The following is an 18,556-nucleotide window of genomic DNA, read 5'->3' as shown; positions in this document are numbered from 1 at the left end:
CCCCTGGTTTTGGCTATGGTTGTACGTGCTTCTCATCACAAGTACAATGCCACCGCCGCATAGGCTTTAGCCCCGGTGATGAGAGCTCTCTCGTCCAAATTAAAACCTGCTGAGTGAATGCCCGTCACAAATTCTGGTCCGACTACGCCGACATGCAGATTCGTCGCAGGAACTTTTTCTGCAATATACGCAAAATCTTCGGCTCCCATTGAGGGTTTGGGCAAACGTCTTACCGAATCAAACCCTAGCTCTTGCTGCAGCACCGCTTCAACTTGGTCCGTAAAGGCCGCATCGGCGACTAAGGGCGGATACCCGCGGGTAATTTCGACCGTTGCTTGGGTACGGTACGCGGCGGCCAGTTGCTCAATAAATTGGGTAAAGCGCGTCAAGGTCCTCTCGATCTCTGCCGGAGACAAGATGCGGATAGTTCCTGTCAATTCCACTTCGTCTGCAATGACATTTTCCCGGTATCCGCCATGAATTGTCCCAAATGTTACCACGAAAGGTTCTGTCGGATCGTGTTCTCGGCTCACCAAAGTTTGACAGCCTTGAACAATGGCCGTCGCCGCAACGATGGCATCCACCGTTTTGTCGGGATGCGCGCCGTGTCCCCCTTTCCCCCGTACGGTGATCTTAAAGTCATTGGGAGAGGCCATGGCTGGACCGCTAAAAAGGCCAATAGTTCCCCATGGCAACTCGCTGTCGACGTGGGTCATTACGGCGCGAGTAACCCGGGGATGGTCCAAAATTCCCGCTTTAATCATGGGCAATGCCCCTCCGGGCCCTTCTTCTCCCGGCTGAAACATGAGGGTTACGGGGTGTGTTAAATCCCTTTCCCGCCGTTTCAAATAATAGGCGGCTCCCAGCAACATGGCAGTATGGGCATCATGACCACATGCATGCATGCGCCCCTTAATCGTTGACGCGTAAGGAAGACCCGTTTTTTCTTCAATGGGCAATCCATCCATATCAGCCCGCAACAAAATGGCCTCACCATTTTGGGGACCAAGATAGCCCACCACCCCACTCCCAATGATCCGCTGATGGCGAATTCCCAATTCATCTAGTGCCGCTTCCACTCGCGAGGCGGTTTTTGGGGTGTCAAGTCCTAATTCGGGAAATTGGTGAATCTGCCGTCTGATCTCCACCATCCACGGCATAATTTCTTGCCATAAGATTTCGTCCATGTTGTTCAGCCCCTTTCCCTGTTTGTTCTTTTTCGCATATTGGTTTGTCCCGGTGCGTACACATCATGTGAGTTGGCATGCCAAGTGCCCATTTAAGGAGATGACCTGTACCATGAACCAGGGATGGGGATGGCTTGTACTAAGTCCCGTCATGATTGTCGTATTGGCGTTCTTTCTTGTCAGTCAGCCGGCGAGTCAGGGCGCATTGACCCACGTCGTGACCGATAAGAAAGTTGTGGCCATTACCTTTGATGATGGTCCCTCCCCCAAATATACCCCATTAATTCTCAAAACCTTATCCCAATATCATGCCTATGGCACATTCTTCGTTGTCGGCAGTGAGGTCAAGCGGTTTCCAGGACTGGTTAAGGACATTGCTCGCCAAGGCTCAGCCATTGCCGACCACGGCTGGAGTCACTTAAATTTACGCCGGGTGGGTGCCCAAGCATTATGGAATGATGCGGCGAAAACGGCACAATACGTTCAATCATTGGGGGTTCCTGTGGTTCCTTTTTACCGTCCCCCATATGGCATGGTGTCGACAGCACTACTCAAAACTTTTGGAGAGCACGGCTACACCGTTGTTCTCTGGTCCATTGACACAAGAGACTGGGCACGTCCGGGGATCGGGTCAATCATCAACAAAGTGGCCACACAAGTAAAACCCGGATCAATCATTTTGTTACATGATGGAGGCGGAAATCGCAGTCAAACCGTCGCAGCCTTAAATGCCATTTTAGAACAATTAACACAAATGGGTTACAAAATGGTCACGTTACCCACCTTAGTCAAAGAACATCATAATGCGCCTAAAGCCATCTAATCGCCGCCGGCTTAAAGACGGGAATACCCGTCTTTAAGCCTTCTCATAGTCGTAAAATCCCCTGCCACTCTTCCGTCCTAGTAATCCTGCATCCACCATTTTGCGCAATAGCGGTGCTGGTCGGTATTTGGAATCGGCAAAGCCTTCGTATAAGACTTCCATAATGGCTAAGCACGTATCAAGACCAATAAAATCGGCCAGCGTTAACGGCCCCATGGGATGATTCATCCCGAGTTTCATCACCGTGTCTATGGCTTCTTTGCTCGCCACGCCTTCTTGCAATGCAAAAATGGCTTCGTTTATCATGGGCATCAAAATTCGGTTCGAAACAAATCCCGGATAATCCTGGACAACGACGGGAGTCTTTTCCATCATCTCCGCCCACTTGACAACCTTTTGTACGGTATCTTGACTGGTCAAAGTCCCTGCCACAACTTCCACCAGGCGCATAACGGGTACGGGATTCATAAAATGCATCCCAATAACCCGTTCGGGATGCGGAACAGGGCGGGCAATCCGGGAAATAGAAATCGACGACGTGTTCGACGCCAGAATGGTGGACGCATCAAACAAACGGCCCAATTGTTCAAAGAGCGAAACCTTTTCCTTCTCTTGTTCAATTATCGCTTCCACCACCAAATCGACCGTGGGCACAGAGCCCAGGTCATGGGGAACATCAATCCGATCCATGATGGCATCAGCCTGGGATCTGTCCATTTCGCCTTTTTGCACCGCCCTATCTAAACGCGCGCGAATCTGTTGCAGGGCTTTTTCTGTTTGCTGGCTAAGGCTATCCCAAAGAAACACCTCAAAATCGTGCTGAGCGGCACTTTGGGCAATTCCACTGCCCATTTGGCCGGCTCCAACAACTAATAACCGCAATGACACGTGCCATCATCTCCTAATCCACCCGAACCAGTGTCGCTTCGCCTTGTCCGCCACCACTACAAATGGTCGCAACCCCATAGCCGCCACCGATTCGTTGTAATTCGACAATCAATGTCATTAATATTCTGGCTCCCGATGCGCCAATTGGATGGCCCAACGCCACAGCGCCCCCATTGACATTCACAATATCCGGATCGAATTCCCCAATTTTAATACTCGTTAACGTCACCGCGGCAAACGCCTCATTAATTTCAATACGCTTCAATTCTGAGGCATCTAGTCCTGCCCGAGATAACGCCATTTGTGCAGCATAAGCCGGCACTGTGTGAAGATATTTAGGCGCTCGTGACACATAACCGGAACTAATGATCGTGGCCAAAATGGGTAAACCCAATTCTTTAGCCATATTCTTTTCCATTACCACAAGCGCAGCCGCTCCGTCCGTCAGCCCGGGCGCATTACCGGCAGTAACCGTTCCGTCTTCCACAAACACCGGGCGTAATGAACTGATTTTTTCTAGTGTGGTATCCCGTCTGGGGCCTAAATCATGTTCGATCACCGTTTGTTCGCCGCGCTTGCCCTTTACGGTGAAGGGTGCGATTTCCTTAGCAAACCGTCCACTATCAATGGCTTCGATGGCACGCATATGACTGCGGTACGCCCATTCGTCTTGGGCCTGACGCGATATGCCAAATTCCTTGGCCACTTCACTGCCATAAACCCCCATATGACATTGTCCAAAGCTGCACCATAGACCGTCTTTGATCACGGCATCAACAAAGGTGGTATCACCCATACGCAAACCAAAGCGAGCTCCGTCTACTAAATACGGAGCCCGACTCATCGATTCCATGCCACCAGCCACAGCCGACCGGATTTCTCCTGCCCGAATCGCCATGTCCGCTAAATTGACCGCTCGTAAACTCGAAGCACACACTTTATTTATCGTGTCCGAGGGAACGGTGTCAGGCATACCCGCACCCATAGACGCTTGACGGGAAGGGATTTGGCCAGCCCCCGCTTGCACGACTTGTCCCATAAAGACATAATCAATCGTTTCAGGATCGAGCGTAATACGGTCTAGGGCAGCACGAATCACGTGAGCTCCCAGTTCCGTAGCCGGGACGTCCTTTAATGCTCCCCCAAAAGGAACAAAGGGAGTCCTGGCTAAGCTCACCACAACACTTTCCGGCATGTAAGGTCATCTGCCTTTCTCAAACAAATTCGAAAGATTTTTGATTTTGCGGATGAATCCAAGAAAAGCAGGCTTCATGGATCCTTCTCAGTCATCTTATTACCCTAAAACATATCCTGCAAAAGGACATCTCTTTCGATGGCTGAGATACGAATCCACAAAAGCCTGTTTGAATACGGGCTTCAGCTGTTATTATACTGCTGTGGGTATGATTGCAGGGTGTGATGTGAGGACTCACAACATTTTTGGATATTTGCGGCTATTCTCATCTTCCCGATAGATTTTTGCGCCTAACAAACGTAATTTTTGTTCAAGCGCGTGGTAACCGCGGTCGATATATTCCACACCTTCAACAATCGTTGTTCCCAAGGCGCCTAATCCTGCCAGCACTAGGGCAGCTCCCCCCCGAATGTCTTGGGCCTGCACGGGGGCTCCAGTCAGTTGCTCAACCCCACGCACAATGGCCGTTTCTCGTTCGAGCTTGATATCGGCACCGAGGCGCACTAAATCATGGGCGTAGCCAAAACGGTTTTCAAACACGGTTTCTTGGACGACGGCGACACCATTAGCCAAGCTTAATAAACTCACCATTTGCGGGTGCAAATCAGTTGGGAATCCCGGATGAGGCAAGGTTTCGATATCTACGGATTGTAGGCGCTGGTTAACTACGATCCGGATCCAATCCATATCCTCTTCAATTTCAGCGCCCGCTTGTTCCAATTTCAGCAACACCGTACGCAAATGCTCGGGGATTACGTTGGTAACCGTGACGACTCCGCCAGTTACCCCCGCCGCAATCAGGTAGGTACCGGCTTCTAGCCGATCGGGAATAATTTCGTGATGCGCACCGTGTAATACGTCAACGCCTTCGATGCGGATCAAATTCGTTCCCGCTCCCCGAACTTTCGCGCCCATGGCATTCAGAAAATTGGCCAAGTCAACAATTTCGGGTTCCATCGCCGCGTTTTCCAACGTTGTGGTTCCTTCGGCCAAGCTGGCCGCAATCATCAAATTAATCGTTGTTCCAAAGGATGCCCGTTCGATATAGATCCGGGTTCCTACTAGCCGGTTTTCGACTTTGCCATGAATCGACCCGTGTTCCAGCCACATGGTCGCCCCTAACGCCTGAAACCCTTGCACATGAAAATTCACAGGTCTCGAGCCAATTTGACAGCCTCCGGGAAAGGCTACATCGGCTTGCTTTAAACGTGCGAGCAATAATCCCACGACATATGTCGACCCTCGCAGTTTTTTCGCTAATTCATAGGGCGCATGGTAATTAGATAGGCTGCGTGCCGTAATTTTTAACCGGCTTTCTCCGATCCATTCGACCTCTGCGCCCAATTCACGCAAAATCTGACATAAATCCATAATGTCCGTGTAACGGGGCACATTTTCCAGTACAGAGGTTCCTTCGGCGGCGAGGGCCGCCGCCGTAATTATCGGTAATGCACTGTTCTTAGAACCTTCTACACTGACTTCCCCCGTTAGAGGATAACGCCCTTCAATAACGAGCCTTGCCAAGTCAATCCGCCTTTCATCAACCTTTAACCCTTATAAACTGTAATTAGGAGCCTCTTTCGTAATTTGAATATCGTGCGGATGACTTTCTAAAAGTCCGGCGTTCGTAATGCGTATGAATCGTCCTTTTTCGCGAAGATCCGCCAAGGTTGGCGTGCCACAATATCCCATGCCAGCACGCAACCCTCCTAATAATTGATAGGCGGTATCGGCGAGAGAACCACGGTAAGGTACTCGTCCTTCAATGCCTTCGGGCACGAGCTTTTCGACATCTTGATCATCTTGGAAATAGCGGTCTTTCGATCCTTCCTTCATGGCCGATAAAGACCCCATCCCTCGATATACTTTAAAGGAGCGGCCTTTGAAAATCTCCATTTCTCCCGGACTTTCCTCTGTGCCAGCAAAGAGCGAACCAATCATCACCGATGATGCCCCCGCTGCTAGCGCTTTGACAATATCCCCGGACCACCTGATTCCGCCATCAGCAATGACAGGTACATCGAATTTCTTGGCGACTTGGTATACGGACCACACCGCTGTAATTTGCGGAACCCCAATCCCCGCCACAACACGGGTTGTGCAAATGGATCCCGGACCGACCCCAACTTTGACCGCATCAGCGCCTGCCTCAATTAAAGCCTCAGCAGCTTCCGGAGTAGCAATATTGCCACCGACGACATCGACATGGGGGAACAATTCTTTGATTTGACGTACCGTATTGATCACGCCTTGGGAATGCCCATGAGCCGTATCCACCACAATCACGTCGACCCGTGACGCCACTAATGCCTCAACCCGCTCGATCGTGTCCGCTCCGACCGAGACCGCAGCCGCCACCAATAATCGGCCATTACGATCTTTGGCCGAATGCGGAAACTTTTTCGCTTTCTCAATGTCTTTAATGGTAATTAACCCGCGCAAGCGCCCCATTCGGTCCACCAACGGCAATTTTTCAATGCGGTGACGGCCTAATATCGCCTTGGCCTCATCCAAAGTAGTTCCTTCAGGAGCGGTGACCAATCCATCTTTCGTCATAACATCTTGGATCGGCCGATCAAAATTGGTTTCAAAACGTAAATCGCGGTTCGTTAAAATGCCTACCAGATATCCCCCATCGCGGACAATCGGTACGCCCGAAATGCGGTAGCGGCCCATCATTTCCAGCGCTTCTCGTACCATATTGTCAGGGCCTAAAAAGATCGGATCGATAATGACACCATGTTCTGAGCGTTTAACCTTGTCCACTTCACCAGCTTGGCGCTCAATCGACATATTTTTATGAATAACACCAATACCGCCTTCCCGGGCGATAGCAATCGCCATACGGGCTTCTGTCACAGTATCCATACCTGCTGAGACTAAGGGGGTATTAATCATGACATTACGCGTGAACCGTGTCGTTAAATCGACTTCTTTGGGTAACACGGTTGAATGTCCTGGTACTAATAAGACATCATCGAAAGTTAAGGCCTCAGGCCCAAACTTCTCATGAAACTCCACTGTATATCTCTCCTTCTGTTACTTGCCCGCTGTCGTTCGGAATTTCTAATCAGTCTATCACAACCCTGCGCCGGACACACCTCTCGTATTTAATTTCTTTGCCATATCCCGGGCGACTAAATAAACATTGCCAGCGCCCATGGTGATAAAAAGGTCCCCCTCTTGTAAGGTGTCGGCCAATTCATCCACAACATCAAACATATCTTTGCGAAAATGCACAGCTTTACCATGCCGAGCAATGTCCTCAGCCAAGCGTTCACCGGTAATACATGGGATCGGCATTTCTCCAGCAGGAGCATAAATATCGGTTAAATACAAAATATCTGCATCTTGCAAAGCCGTCACAAATTCATTCCATAAGTTTTGGGTGCGCACATACCGCTGGGGCTGGAATAATGCAATGACCCGCCCTTTAGCCCGTTGTCGGCATGCTTTTAAGGTCGATCGAATCTCCGTAGGATGATGAGCATAATCGTCAACGACCATCACCGGATGCTCCACCAAGACTTGAAAGCGCCTATTCGCGTTCACAAACCGTTCCAGACTTTTCGCTGACACGTCCCAGGGAACCCCGATGTGATTTGAAGCCGCCATAGCGCCTAAACTGTTTATGACATTATGAACTCCCGGCACTGACAAAACGACCGACGTCACCCATTGACCATCAACGACAACGTCAAAGCGGGTTTGATGCGTGTCAAACACGATATGCTCCGCCCGCACCCTGGCTTCAGATGATAGACCATAGGTCATGATAGGCACCGACAAGGTTCGTGATAAAGTCAATAAATGCGGATTATCCACTCCGATGACGGCTAAGCCATCCTCGGGAACTTTCGCCAAGTATTCTTGAAAGGCTGCAATCAACGACGAAAATTGCCCGTGATAGTGGTCTAAATGCTCTGGTTCGACATTGGTTGCCACCGCAATAAAAGGATGATAGCGTAAAAATGTGCCGTCACTTTCATCGGCTTCGGCGACGGCATAAATTCCTTGACCCACACGCACATTCCCTTCAAACTGTGGCACTTCTCCTCCCACCAACACCGTGGGATCTAGCCCCGCATCTTGCAATATCGTCCCGATCATTGTCGTCGTAGTCGTTTTCCCGTGCGTCCCGCTTATGGTAATAGCTTTATGACCTGCCAAGGATTGAGCCAGGATTTCCGAACGGTGCAACAACGCAATACCTTGTGCAACCGCCGCCTGTCTTTCCGGATTGTCTTCTTGGACGTCTGTATTATAAACAACCCAATCAGCTCCACGAACATTTTCCGGCTTGTGTGTAAATTCAATCGGAATCCCATGCTTTTGAAGACGCTCTGTACGGCTTGAAGGATTCACATCAGAACCCGTGACCTGATATCCTTGTTGGTGCAGCAAAAGGGCTAAGCCACTCATGCTATATCCGCCAATGCCGATGAAGTGTACGTGCTTCACAATGAATCCCTCCAAGCTTTTTGGGGTATGATTTACCATCCTTGCGGTATTCATGCCTCGTTCGCCAAACATATCTACCGGAAATGCCAACCCTGCTTAATCCACAATTGCTGGTAATGTTGAGCCGACTTCACTATCCCGTCTATTTCTTGTTCGGTTAAGGCCCGCACCACCCGGGCCGGTCGTCCCTGAACCAGCATTCCTTCTGGAACTTCCATGCCTTGAGGTATTAACGATCCCGCCGCGATCAGAACTCTTGGGTGAATCTTAGCGCCATTCATCACAATGGCCCCCATTCCCACCAGCACGTCACTGGCAATTTGCGCTCCATGAATGACCGCATTATGGCCTACTGTAACGTTTTGACCGATGCTACAAGGAAAGCCCGGATCGGCATGTATACTTACATTATCTTGGATGTTGGTACCGGTCCCAATGGTAATGGGAGCACTGTCGGCGCGAATGACGGCATTAAACCATACCGAGACATAGTTCCCCAACATCACCTGCCCGATTATATAAGACCCCGGCGCCACAAAAATCGGCTGACCCACTTCGGGATAGAATTCCCCAAATTTCAACAACATGACCGATGACCATCCTTCCTTTCCCCTCCTGCGCTCTGCACTAGACCAATGGGAAGACAGCATGGGGACCTTCAAAAGGTCCCATGGATTTTCCGGCTTGCCACAGGTAATATCCAAGTGCCGCCACCATTGCCGCATTATCGGTACAATATGCCGTAGGAGGAATATGGATGTGTATGTTTCGCACTTGCCCAAGATGCCTTAACGCCTCGGCCAATGCTTGATTAGCACTAACACCACCAGCCACATAGAGATGCTCAACCGGATAGCGATTAAGGGCCTTCTCGACATTTTTGACAAGCGCTTTAATGACCGCTTGTTGGAGCGCGTAGGCGACTTCTTCGGGCTCATCAGAATGATCTTTCCATAACGCTTGTGTCGCCGTTTTCACCCCGCTAAAACTAAAATCGAGCGTGTCTCCTAAATTGGCGATGGGTAAATGCAGTGACTTTTTTTCAGCCTGGCGGGCCAGGCGTTCAATTTCAGGCCCACCAGGATAACCTAATCCAAGAATTCGAGCCCCTTTATCGAACGCTTCCCCGGCTGCATCGTCCCGAGTTTCCCCAAGAAGCTCCCATTGTAAATAATCTCGCCATAAAAGCAAAGAGGTATGACCACCGGAAACCAACAGGGCCAACGCAGGAAAATGTAAGGCATCGACCAAGGCATTAGCATAGAGATGGGCTTCAAGATGGTGAACCCCTATAACAGGAATGTTGAGGGCTGCGCCTAAGGTTTTGGCAAAGGTCACGCCAACCAAAAGGGCACCCAATAACCCTGGACCTTGCGTGACCGCAATCGCATCGAGATCTTGAAGGGTGAGCGAAGATTCGGTTAAGACCGCATCAACAACTGGCAAAATGGCCAGGGCATGTTCTCTCGCCGCGACTTCAGGCACGACCCCGCCGTACTTCGCATGAATTTGAGCTGATGAGGATAATGTCGTCGCAATAAGATGCCGACCGTCCTCCACAATGGCGGCAGCTGTTTCATCACAGGATGATTCGATCCCTAAAATTTTCGTTGGATTTCCTCCTACTCCTTAAATGCATAAAATCCCCATATCATTCGCCATATTAATCATATGTTACCCGACTAAGGAGTGCATAATGATTATGTTTGGATTAGTCATCATCTCTACCACCTTATTATTACTCGTCTTAGCAGGGCCCTCAGTATTGGCCTTGTCCCCTGCAACCTATCCCTATCTCACGCTCAGCCACGTGTTTTCGTTTCTGTTTAGCATACTAATTTTTGTGATTTTTGGCCGGGAGATAAAAAAGCGCGGGCACCGGCCATTTTGGCCAGGTGTACTGTTAGGAGCTTTCACCGCGTTTGCCAGCTCCCTGGTTTATCAATATACAATTCGGTTACCGCAGGCACAGAGGGCTTTAATCCGCCAACTTCACGGGGTGCCAGCGCAAGCGGTGATCACAATGCTGCACTTACATATGATTTCTGGCGCGGTGATTACCGCGCTGTTTGCAGCCGGATTTTATGGTCTTCTTGGAGGATTTGCGAGCTGGTGGGGCGGATGGCCAATAAAAGGATCCCCTCCCCATCCGGCCAACAAATCCGAACCCGAATCCCGTGTCAGTTAGTCTTATTCCCGGTACCGTGTCAATGTTCTGCGTGATACCCTTATAGAGGATCCTTCCACATGATAAAGGCATCTTCTCGCGTATCCGTATAATAACCGCGGCGCACGCCTAACTGCACAAATCCCAATTTGTTGTACAAATTTTGGGCCACTAAATTGCTGCGCCGCACTTCCAAAGTCATCCGTACCACGCCCGCACGTTTAGCCCGTTCAATAAGTCCCATCATAATGGCTTCTCCCAAATGATGTCCGCGGTAATCCGGGTGAACCGCAATATTGGTGACGTGGGCTTCATCCAAGATAATCCACATTCCCCCGTAAGCCACAACTTTCCCGTGAAATTCCACAACAAGATAGGTTGCAAAAGTATTTTCTAAAAGTTCGGTTTGAAAGGCATTGCGCGACCATGGAGTCGGAAATGAATGGCTTTCAATGCCCATTACCGCATCGAGGTCTGCCATATACATATCCCGGATCACAATATCCGGGGAGGATTGAGACGATTCGTTACCAGTCCGATCATCACTGATTGCCATGCCTACTGTCTTCCTTTCCCCTCAGGCTCTATTCGCCCTCGTGGCGTCGATATCGCGGGTGGGCGAATATATAAAGGAGCCAATGTCATGGGATCGTCCACCTGCCCTAATTGTAACCTGCTTTGTCCAAGAAATGCCACACGACTCCCTAATATCGGACATTGTAAGGATATGGGATGCGAACTGACCTGATAACTATATGACCGATCGGCCGCAACGGGACCAACGATGGCTACCGGTTCGGATAGCGGAAATAGATCCGGCAAACATTGATTCACAGCCCAGTCCGGGATAATCACCTCAGGAAAAGGGTTGTGGCCCAAAAAATATAATCCCGCATAAAATGCTGGCCCTCTTTTTTCACTGGATACAAAGACTTTTCCTTGATATCCCTTAATGGAATATGCCCAAGCTTGTAAGGACGAAATACCGACAACTGGCACATTCCAGGCATAAGCCAAGGCTTTAGCAGCACTCAGTGCAATGCGAACCCCTGTAAATGATCCCGGGCCAATTCCCACCGATATACCATCAGGTCGTCCAAATTCTTTCACAATCATCTCAATCCACGCCACTAAATGACTGCCTGCTGTTTTGGGCCGTTGCCAATATAAATCGGCCAAAACGGCATCGCCCTCAATGTAGCCCACGGACAAAGTTTGACCCGATGCATCAAAGCCTAACACGCGCATGATTTAGGAATTTATCTCCTTCTCTGAAATAGAATGGCGACTTAGCCATGTCGCATAGCGTTGTTGGACGGTTTCGCCGTGGGCCTCGAGCGTGAACCGGCGACAGGTATCCCCACACGCCTCACACGTTAGCTGAAAATAATCGGGATACAATGTTGTCAACATTTCGCCCCATTCGACCAAGATCATAGTATTCTCTTCCCCGGGCTCGGGTAAATCTAATACCGCAAGCTCGTCGGGACTACTTAACCGGTACAAATCGACGTGATAGACACGAAAGGGGTAGAATTCATAGAGGTGAAGTAAGTCAAACGTGGGGGATTTGACCGACCCCTTATAGCCTAGATGCCATAACATGGCTTGAATCATCGTGGTCTTACCGGTTCCCAAATCCCCTGCAAACAGCATCACCCCAGAAGGCCGCAGCAACTCGATAAGGCTCTTCGCCAGTTTCTGTGTTTGCTCGAGATTGTCACTAGTCCTGATCCAGGGCGAAGTGATGGAATCCTTTTCGTTCATCTACGGCGAGCTCCTCTCCGTCTCGCATGACATGAATTCCGAGTGTATCGGTCACCACTCCGATTTCCGTAATGGGAACCCCACAACGTAAACACAAGAGTTCTGCTTCACGCGCACGGGAGGGAGGAACCGCGGCCAACAATTCATAGTCTTCTCCGCCATACAAGGCAAAATCTAACGCATCTTGGCCATATTCTTTGGCGACCATTTGGGTAGCCTGATCAATCGGTACCCGCTCCGCCTCAATTCTGGCGCCGATTCCCCCAAATCGCGTCATGGCCTTGAGTTCATTGACTAATCCGTCAGAAATATCTGTCATAGCATGAGCCAATGCCCCGAGTTGCTGACCAGCCTCCACACGTGCTACGGGCGCCAAGTGAGCTTGCAAAACACTTCGATGTTGAATTGAGGTGCTTGGCCAACTCACATTGTGACACAATAACATATAGCCCGCATAGGATGCGCCCAGACGCCCCGTGACAAACAACCGGTCACCGGGTTTGGCTCCGGATAATAACACGGGTCCTTTCGCTCCGGGATGGCCCACAACCGATACATCTAACGTGAATTTATCTGGCGACGACACCGTATCGCCGCCCACTAATACGGCACCATAACGATCGAGCGCCTTAGCCATCCCACGGTATAAGGCTTCGATGACCTCGACATCAAAATTCCCAGGCACCGCAATACTCGTTAAAATGGCCTTCGGAATGCCTCCCATCGCCGCGATGTCACTGATGTTCACGGCTACCGCTTTTTCACCGAGTTGTTCGGGAGTGATCCAATCAAAGCGAAAGTGAACACCTTCGACCAGCATATCCTGGCTGATAAGCCAACCCGCAGGAGACGGGGGCAGATAGGCCGCATCATCCCCAATGCCTAAATATCCCATGGGAACGATAGCCTGCAACCGGTGGATCGTCGAAATGAGCGCTCTTTCGCCCACATCTTTCACTTTCATCTTTTCACCTTGTTCACGACGCCTAAATTTACGCATCTCTATAATATCCATATCTGCTCTTTTCTACAGTCTTCCCTTCTCTTTGGTCGGCGACAAGTTTACAATAACGACAGCTTATACTAGGAGGCGACAACAATTACCACCGATATTATACGCCACACGAGCCGTTGGCGTGGTAAAGGGTTTAGCTGGTTTGAAAGTGGTCAAGGTTATCCCCTCGTGTTTTTGCATGGTGGGGGTGGCACCGGCAAAGCCTTTTGGCACCAGATCCAATATTTTTCTCCTTCGTTCCGAGTCATTGCCCCCGATATGCCCGGGTTTGGACAATCTGAATGGATTGATGATGTCACATCCGTTGAGCATATTCCGCACGTGTTAAAAGGTTGGTTCGAAATCCTTAACATCTCCCAATGTATCTTAGGAGGTAATTCCATGGGAGGGCGCGTGGCACTATCGTTTGCCGCACATTATCCTCACATGGTATCCGCTTTAATTATCCTGGACAGTGTTGGCGTGACTCTGCCCAATGTGCCGATAATCAACCCCTTAACCCTGCCCCCTGATCAATTTATGTCGGGGTTGGTTCATGATCCTCAGCGTTATCGCCAGTTCACTCCCTACCGTACCCTAGAAGATGCCAAAGAACTGAACCGGGGGCGACAAATCTTTGCAAAATATTTAGGTTCTCAAGGCATTGTGCCCGATCCAGACCAAAATCTCAACCAGATCACAATGCCGACCTTGCTAATTTGGGGACGGGAAGATCGTATTATTCCCTTAGCCTATGGCAAAGCCTTAGAAAAGGCATTACCCGATGCAGAACTCGTCGTGTTTGATGATGTTGGACACTTACCTCATATTGAAGTTCCCCAATTAACCAATCAAAGTATTGCCCATTTTCTTGAGCGTCGTCTGCCCGGGGTCTTTTAACCGTCAAAAAAAAGAACCGTCTTAATAAGACGGTTCTTTTTAGGCCGACAACATTAGCTGTTAGCCGCAGTTTCTGTGGGGTCAAATAAATCGACATGCGTGGGTTCCATGCTCTTTAACAGTAAATACGCGCGGTTCACCATTTCCGCATCACCGCTGACCGTGACCAAATAATCGCCTTGTTCAATCGATCGTTGATAATCAATGGCTTTTTCATGTTTCATTCCCCAACCAACTAAAACTCCCGCTAATCCCCCAAAAACAGCGCCTTCGACCGCGGTGGCTAGAGCATAAGCCAAGGGGCCAAATAAAATTAACGGGCCTGCTACCGGACTGAAAAAGATGGTGAACCCCATCAGCAATCCTAAAACGCCACCCCACAGCGCACCAAACTTGCTTCCTTGTTTAGCAACGCCACTAATAGTGGTATAACCTAAGGGTTTTTCCTTAATAGCAAAATTTTTGCCCACTAAAGAAATATGTTGAACCGGTACTTCACGGTCGATCAATTTGCGTACCGCATCTTCTGCTTCTTCATAGGTTTTAAAGGTCGCCGCCACATGCGCAGCATGGTTATCATGTAATAATTCGTCAGCCATCATTTATTCCCCTTTCATCCGGATGCTCATCTCTCTCAGCAAGTCCTCATCTATTATCTCCGATAATCGTTACCAAAATATTACTGAATATAAAATTTCACACTGTGGACCAAAAATATTTTCCGACTAGCTCAGATATGGCAATGATGGTCTGATATGGCTTTCTCTATCCCTCACGATAGACACAATCCCGGTTGCCCAGGGCTATGTTCAATGCCGTGTTCATCCATGTAGCGGAGTAAGGCGGTCAGATCATGACACATCACAGAACGCATCTCCCGCCGGTAAATGAGGTAGGCGGGATGAAATAGGGGAAACACGGAGGGCAGACCCGGAACCGAGACGAGTTTTCCCCGCATTGTAGCAAAGTCGTCATGTCCAGTCACCGATGCATAGGAAATGCGACCCAAAGTGATTATGAGCCGGGGAGCGATTTGATCCACATCTTGGAGAAGCCATGGCCTACAAGCCTGAATCTCGTCCGGGCGAGGAGTCCGGTTCTTTTGACCTTGTAACGGCCGGCAACGCACAGCATTATTGAGCCAAATCTGATCTCGCCTCAAACCTAAATAGGCCAACATGGCGTCAAAAATTTTCCCGGCTTGTCCCTGGAATCCCACTCCCATGAGGTCCTCGGCTTTTCCCGGAGCTTCTCCAGTAAACATCACGGCGGCCCCAACATGCCCCGACCCGTTCACAATTTGCGTGCGGCTCCGAGAAAGACGACACCGCCGACAATCCGTGACCTTTAAGGCTGTGAGTTCATACAATCTGGACAAACTCCTTCCAAAATCACCGTGTGTTGGTTAATCTGCCATGTCTGACCCTTGACCAACAATTCCTTAGGCACTGCAATCCCCGCGGAAGGACAATCGTCCGGACAATCCTCCAAACGATGGCACACTTGGCAGAGTAGGTGGTCATGGCGATCAAGCCGCAAATCATATCGCCTTTTCCCTTCTACCATAATGACACGTACGAGCCCTTCTTGGACTAATCGTTCCACGGTATTATAGACGGTTGCTACACTCATCGCCGAATGGCTATGGCGTAAACGGTCATAAATATCGTCGGCAGCAGGATGATCCAGCGCCGCAATACTTTCAAAGACAGCCAAGCGCTGCGGCGTAATCCTTAATCCCGATGAGCGCAGAAGATCTAAAGTGCGAAAAGATGGGCTCATGGGTTTCACCGTTCTTGAATCAAATCCGCTAACAATGACGCTTTGGTCACTTCCGGGAGTGCCACCCCATAGTCATAGTGCGGATGGTGAATCGCAATGGTATTGTGCTCGGATTCGGCAAATTGTTGAACCTGTTCTTTGGTAAACGTAAACGTCAAATAATGAACGGCACTGGTCTTTTCTTCGGTTGACCGTCCTAATTCGGCTTGTGCATGGATTCGAAATTTGTCAGTTTCCAAATAGACATGTTCCTCTACACCCGATAGCTGCCGTAAGATTTCTGGCATGTTGTCTTCTTGGCTGAGTGCAATTAACAAGGTCGCCCCAATAGCATATCCCAAAGGAAGCAAATCGTTATAGACATCTAATTCCTGTTGAATCAATTCCGGTTGGGTAATCTGTTCAATACGGCACATTTCCTGGATTTGGAAACGCATCGTGTCGCGATTTTCAAAGACCACAGAAATTCTGGGGCCAATATCGACCCGCCGGACTTTCTTGATATCAATAATCCGGCGTCGAAATTGTTCCCGCATTTGTTCATATGTCTCAATGGGTACAATATCTTCCCGTGTCAATGGTCTCATGACTGATCCTCACTTTCCAAACTGTCTACGGGAGCAAGGCCATAGGCGGCTTGCAATAGTTCGACCGGGTGTCGTGGGGCACTGTCCGCTGCTGTTTCAATTTGTAAACCGGCCAGAGCACAATCGGAACATGCGGTCGTCCCTTTGGCCTCCCGAAACGCTTCGGTTAGTTTGGCCGCTACTTTCTGCGACTCATCATAAAACTCGGCCTTCAGTCCCCAGGTGCCGTCAATGCCGGCACACCGGTCCACCACATTCACAGTCGTCCCATCAATATAACTCAACAGGTCTTTAGCCGATCGTCTCAACCCTTCGGCCTTCGTATGACAGGACAAATGATAGGTCACGGTGCCGAGGTGATGTTTGAAATCTTTCTTCAATTGTTTGCGCCGGGCCTTTTGCGCCAAGTACTCCGTGACATCGATAGTGGCCTCGCTGACAGCTTTGGCATCCTCTGTTCCTAATAATAGGGGATATTCCTGTTTCAAAACATAGGCACAAGTCGGCTGTAAAGCCAAGATTTTTTTGCCGGCTTTCGCATAGGGCGCAAAAATGGCGACATTTTGCTTGGCACGCTCAATCGCTCCAGCGATATCTCCCCCATCTAAGGCGGGCATTCCACAGCAGCGCTGGTTTGATGGTACCATGGCGCGCACATCATTGTGGCTCAGCACGTTCATCGCCGCCTGGCCAATACCCGGTTCATGATATTCCACGGTGCAGGTACTAAATATCGCCACATCGGTATCTTCGAGGCGTTTTTGGCGCTTTAAAGCCCAGGTCGAAAAACGCATGATGGCAAATTTGGGAAGATGGCGACGATGATCAATGCCAATAGTTTTCTCCATCAATTGTCTCATCATCGGGTTTTGATTGCTCCAATTGGACAATGTCGGCGCAGCCGTCCCTAAGCGGCCAATGCGTTCCGGATCTCCAAGGAAACGGTCCACGGGTGCCATACCATTCTTTTTTGCCCGAATGGCTTTTGAACGCAGCATTAAGCGAGGAAAATCTAAATCAAAACGGTGCGGAGGGATATAGGGACATTTCATGTAACACAGTTTACATTGATAACATAAATCCGCAGGCCGTGCCATCTCTTCGTCTGTTAATAAGTCCACATTGTCATCGTGCGCTTCGACCGATTTGAAAAGGTCAGGAAACGATGGACAAAGGCTAAAACATAGCCGACATCCATTACAAATATCAAAAGCCGTTTTCATATCCTGGGCTAACGCACTCTCATCCCAATAGGTGTCCGTATTAGGATTATATTCCACTAAACATCCTCCCTTCTGGTTTGATTAAAAGGGGGCACCAAAGCCCCCTTGGTTCCCTGGTTAGTCTTCCAGCGCAGCCAGACCCTTGGTGAACCGTCCAGCATGGCTTTTTTCCGCTCGTGCTAACGTTTCAAACCATTCCGCGATTTCATCAAACCCTTCTTCGCGGGCAACTTTAGCAAATCCCGGATACATTTGCGTGTACTCGTATGTTTCGCCTTCAATCGCACTCTTCAAGTTATCTTCGGTGCTACCAACAGGAACACCTGTAACTGGATCTCCGACTTCCTCCAAAAATTCAAAATGTCCAAATGCGTGACCGGTTTCACCTTCGGCAACATCACGGAATAATCCGGCGACTTCAGGGCGACCTTCAATATCGGCTTTTTGAGCAAAGAATAAATAACGGCGGTTGGCCTGCGATTCTCCAGCAAAGGCTTCTTTTAAGTTGGCGTGCGTCTTGGTATTCGCTAATGATGGCATGAGTATCCCCCTTCATTCTGTTTGGTAATAAAACTTACCTAA

21 protein-coding genes are annotated in these 18,556 nt (G+C 49.5%); 3 read left to right on the top strand and 18 right to left on the bottom strand.

What is annotated here, in order from left to right; translation table 11 throughout:
• Positions 1-35: 35 nt before the first annotated feature.
• Positions 36-1,187: a M20 metallopeptidase family protein gene (locus tag B8987_RS11610; RefSeq protein ID WP_020373938.1), complete on the bottom strand. Its 1,152-nt coding sequence runs from the start codon at positions 1,185-1,187 to the stop codon at positions 36-38.
• Between the two features lie 112 nt (positions 1,188-1,299).
• Between B8987_RS11610 and B8987_RS11605 the strand changes: the two genes are divergently transcribed.
• Positions 1,300-2,010, top strand: a complete 711-nt coding sequence (locus tag B8987_RS11605) for a polysaccharide deacetylase family protein (protein ID WP_084661611.1) — start codon at positions 1,300-1,302, stop codon at positions 2,008-2,010.
• Between the two features lie 33 nt (positions 2,011-2,043).
• On the opposite strand, the gene B8987_RS11600 is transcribed toward B8987_RS11605, so the two are convergent.
• The 7 genes from B8987_RS11600 to tsaD all read right to left on the bottom strand — a co-directional run bounded on the left by B8987_RS11600 (position 2,044) and on the right by tsaD (position 10,114).
• The gene (locus tag B8987_RS11600) at positions 2,044-2,898 is read right to left on the bottom strand and encodes a 3-hydroxyacyl-CoA dehydrogenase family protein (RefSeq protein ID WP_020373940.1); all 855 of its coding nucleotides are present in this window, start codon (positions 2,896-2,898) and stop codon (positions 2,044-2,046) included.
• A gap of 13 nt (positions 2,899-2,911) precedes the next feature.
• Positions 2,912-4,093, bottom strand: coding sequence for an acetyl-CoA C-acetyltransferase (locus tag B8987_RS11595; RefSeq protein ID WP_020373941.1), 1,182 nt, complete (start codon positions 4,091-4,093; stop codon positions 2,912-2,914).
• Positions 4,094-4,327: 234 nt separating this feature from the next.
• Complete coding sequence (murA, locus tag B8987_RS11590) at positions 4,328-5,617, bottom strand: UDP-N-acetylglucosamine 1-carboxyvinyltransferase (protein ID WP_020373942.1); 1,290 nt, start codon at positions 5,615-5,617, stop codon at positions 4,328-4,330.
• Positions 5,618-5,647: 30 nt separating this feature from the next.
• Positions 5,648-7,114, bottom strand: a complete 1,467-nt coding sequence (gene guaB, locus B8987_RS11585) for an IMP dehydrogenase (protein ID WP_020373943.1) — start codon at positions 7,112-7,114, stop codon at positions 5,648-5,650.
• 57 nt (positions 7,115-7,171) lie between these two features.
• On the bottom strand, positions 7,172-8,554 hold the full coding sequence (gene murC / locus B8987_RS11580) for a UDP-N-acetylmuramate--L-alanine ligase (RefSeq protein ID WP_084661610.1): 1,383 nt from the start codon (positions 8,552-8,554) through the stop codon (positions 7,172-7,174).
• A 74-nt stretch (positions 8,555-8,628) separates the two neighbouring features.
• A complete protein-coding gene (locus B8987_RS11575; RefSeq protein WP_084661609.1) occupies positions 8,629-9,141 on the bottom strand; it encodes a gamma carbonic anhydrase family protein in 513 nt (170 codons plus the stop codon).
• Positions 9,142-9,181: 40 nt separating this feature from the next.
• Complete coding sequence (gene tsaD, locus B8987_RS11570) at positions 9,182-10,114, bottom strand: tRNA (adenosine(37)-N6)-threonylcarbamoyltransferase complex transferase subunit TsaD (protein ID WP_020373946.1); 933 nt, start codon at positions 10,112-10,114, stop codon at positions 9,182-9,184.
• 136 nt (positions 10,115-10,250) lie between these two features.
• Between tsaD and B8987_RS11565 the strand changes: the two genes are divergently transcribed.
• Complete coding sequence (locus B8987_RS11565) at positions 10,251-10,742, top strand: hypothetical protein (RefSeq protein ID WP_084661608.1); 492 nt, start codon at positions 10,251-10,253, stop codon at positions 10,740-10,742.
• Positions 10,743-10,782: 40 nt separating this feature from the next.
• Here B8987_RS11565 and rimI read toward each other — a convergent pair whose 3' ends face one another.
• The 4 genes from rimI to thiL are packed head-to-tail and all read right to left on the bottom strand — an operon-like array spanning position 10,783 to position 13,452.
• Entirely contained in the window at positions 10,783-11,277 is a 495-nt protein-coding gene (rimI, locus tag B8987_RS11560) for a ribosomal protein S18-alanine N-acetyltransferase (protein WP_020373948.1), read from the bottom strand.
• A 2-nt stretch (positions 11,278-11,279) separates the two neighbouring features.
• Positions 11,280-11,969: a tRNA (adenosine(37)-N6)-threonylcarbamoyltransferase complex dimerization subunit type 1 TsaB gene (gene tsaB, locus B8987_RS11555; RefSeq protein ID WP_020373949.1), complete on the bottom strand. Its 690-nt coding sequence runs from the start codon at positions 11,967-11,969 to the stop codon at positions 11,280-11,282.
• A gap of 3 nt (positions 11,970-11,972) precedes the next feature.
• Entirely contained in the window at positions 11,973-12,488 is a 516-nt protein-coding gene (gene tsaE, locus B8987_RS11550; protein WP_020373950.1) for a tRNA (adenosine(37)-N6)-threonylcarbamoyltransferase complex ATPase subunit type 1 TsaE, read from the bottom strand.
• Complete coding sequence (gene thiL, locus B8987_RS11545; RefSeq protein WP_026040551.1) at positions 12,445-13,452, bottom strand: thiamine-phosphate kinase; 1,008 nt, start codon at positions 13,450-13,452, stop codon at positions 12,445-12,447. The genes tsaE and thiL overlap by 44 nt, the downstream gene beginning before the upstream one ends.
• 219 nt (positions 13,453-13,671) lie before the next feature.
• Between thiL and B8987_RS11540 the strand changes: the two genes are divergently transcribed.
• Positions 13,672-14,382 (top strand): alpha/beta fold hydrolase, encoded by a 711-nt coding sequence (locus tag B8987_RS11540; protein ID WP_020373952.1) that lies wholly within the window; start codon positions 13,672-13,674, stop codon positions 14,380-14,382.
• Positions 14,383-14,435: 53 nt separating this feature from the next.
• Here the strand turns inward: B8987_RS11540 and B8987_RS11535 are convergent, their stop codons facing one another.
• The 6 genes from B8987_RS11535 to B8987_RS11510 form a co-directional block, all read right to left on the bottom strand.
• Entirely contained in the window at positions 14,436-14,984 is a 549-nt protein-coding gene (locus B8987_RS11535; RefSeq protein ID WP_100217843.1) for a general stress protein, read from the bottom strand.
• 170 nt (positions 14,985-15,154) lie between these two features.
• Positions 15,155-15,751, bottom strand: a complete 597-nt coding sequence (locus B8987_RS11530; protein WP_084661607.1) for a uracil-DNA glycosylase — start codon at positions 15,749-15,751, stop codon at positions 15,155-15,157.
• On the bottom strand, positions 15,730-16,164 hold the full coding sequence (locus B8987_RS11525; protein ID WP_084661606.1) for a Fur family transcriptional regulator: 435 nt from the start codon (positions 16,162-16,164) through the stop codon (positions 15,730-15,732). The genes B8987_RS11530 and B8987_RS11525 overlap by 22 nt, the downstream gene beginning before the upstream one ends.
• Before the next feature lie 5 nt (positions 16,165-16,169).
• A complete protein-coding gene (locus B8987_RS11520) occupies positions 16,170-16,751 on the bottom strand; it encodes a DUF3501 family protein (RefSeq protein WP_084661605.1) in 582 nt (193 codons plus the stop codon).
• Positions 16,748-18,031 (bottom strand): heterodisulfide reductase-related iron-sulfur binding cluster, encoded by a 1,284-nt coding sequence (locus tag B8987_RS11515; protein ID WP_084661604.1) that lies wholly within the window; start codon positions 18,029-18,031, stop codon positions 16,748-16,750. Before B8987_RS11515 ends, B8987_RS11520 begins: the two co-directional genes overlap by 4 nt.
• A 60-nt stretch (positions 18,032-18,091) precedes the next feature.
• Positions 18,092-18,514: a rubrerythrin family protein gene (locus tag B8987_RS11510; protein ID WP_020373958.1), complete on the bottom strand. Its 423-nt coding sequence runs from the start codon at positions 18,512-18,514 to the stop codon at positions 18,092-18,094.
• Between the last annotated feature and the right edge of the window lie 42 nt (positions 18,515-18,556).

Origin of the sequence: Sulfobacillus thermosulfidooxidans DSM 9293 (assembly GCF_900176145.1) — a bacterium.
GTDB lineage: Bacteria > Bacillota > Sulfobacillia > Sulfobacillales > Sulfobacillaceae > Sulfobacillus > Sulfobacillus thermosulfidooxidans.
Note: the sequence above shows the minus strand (reverse complement) of the source record. Positions and strands in the feature narration are given on the sequence as shown.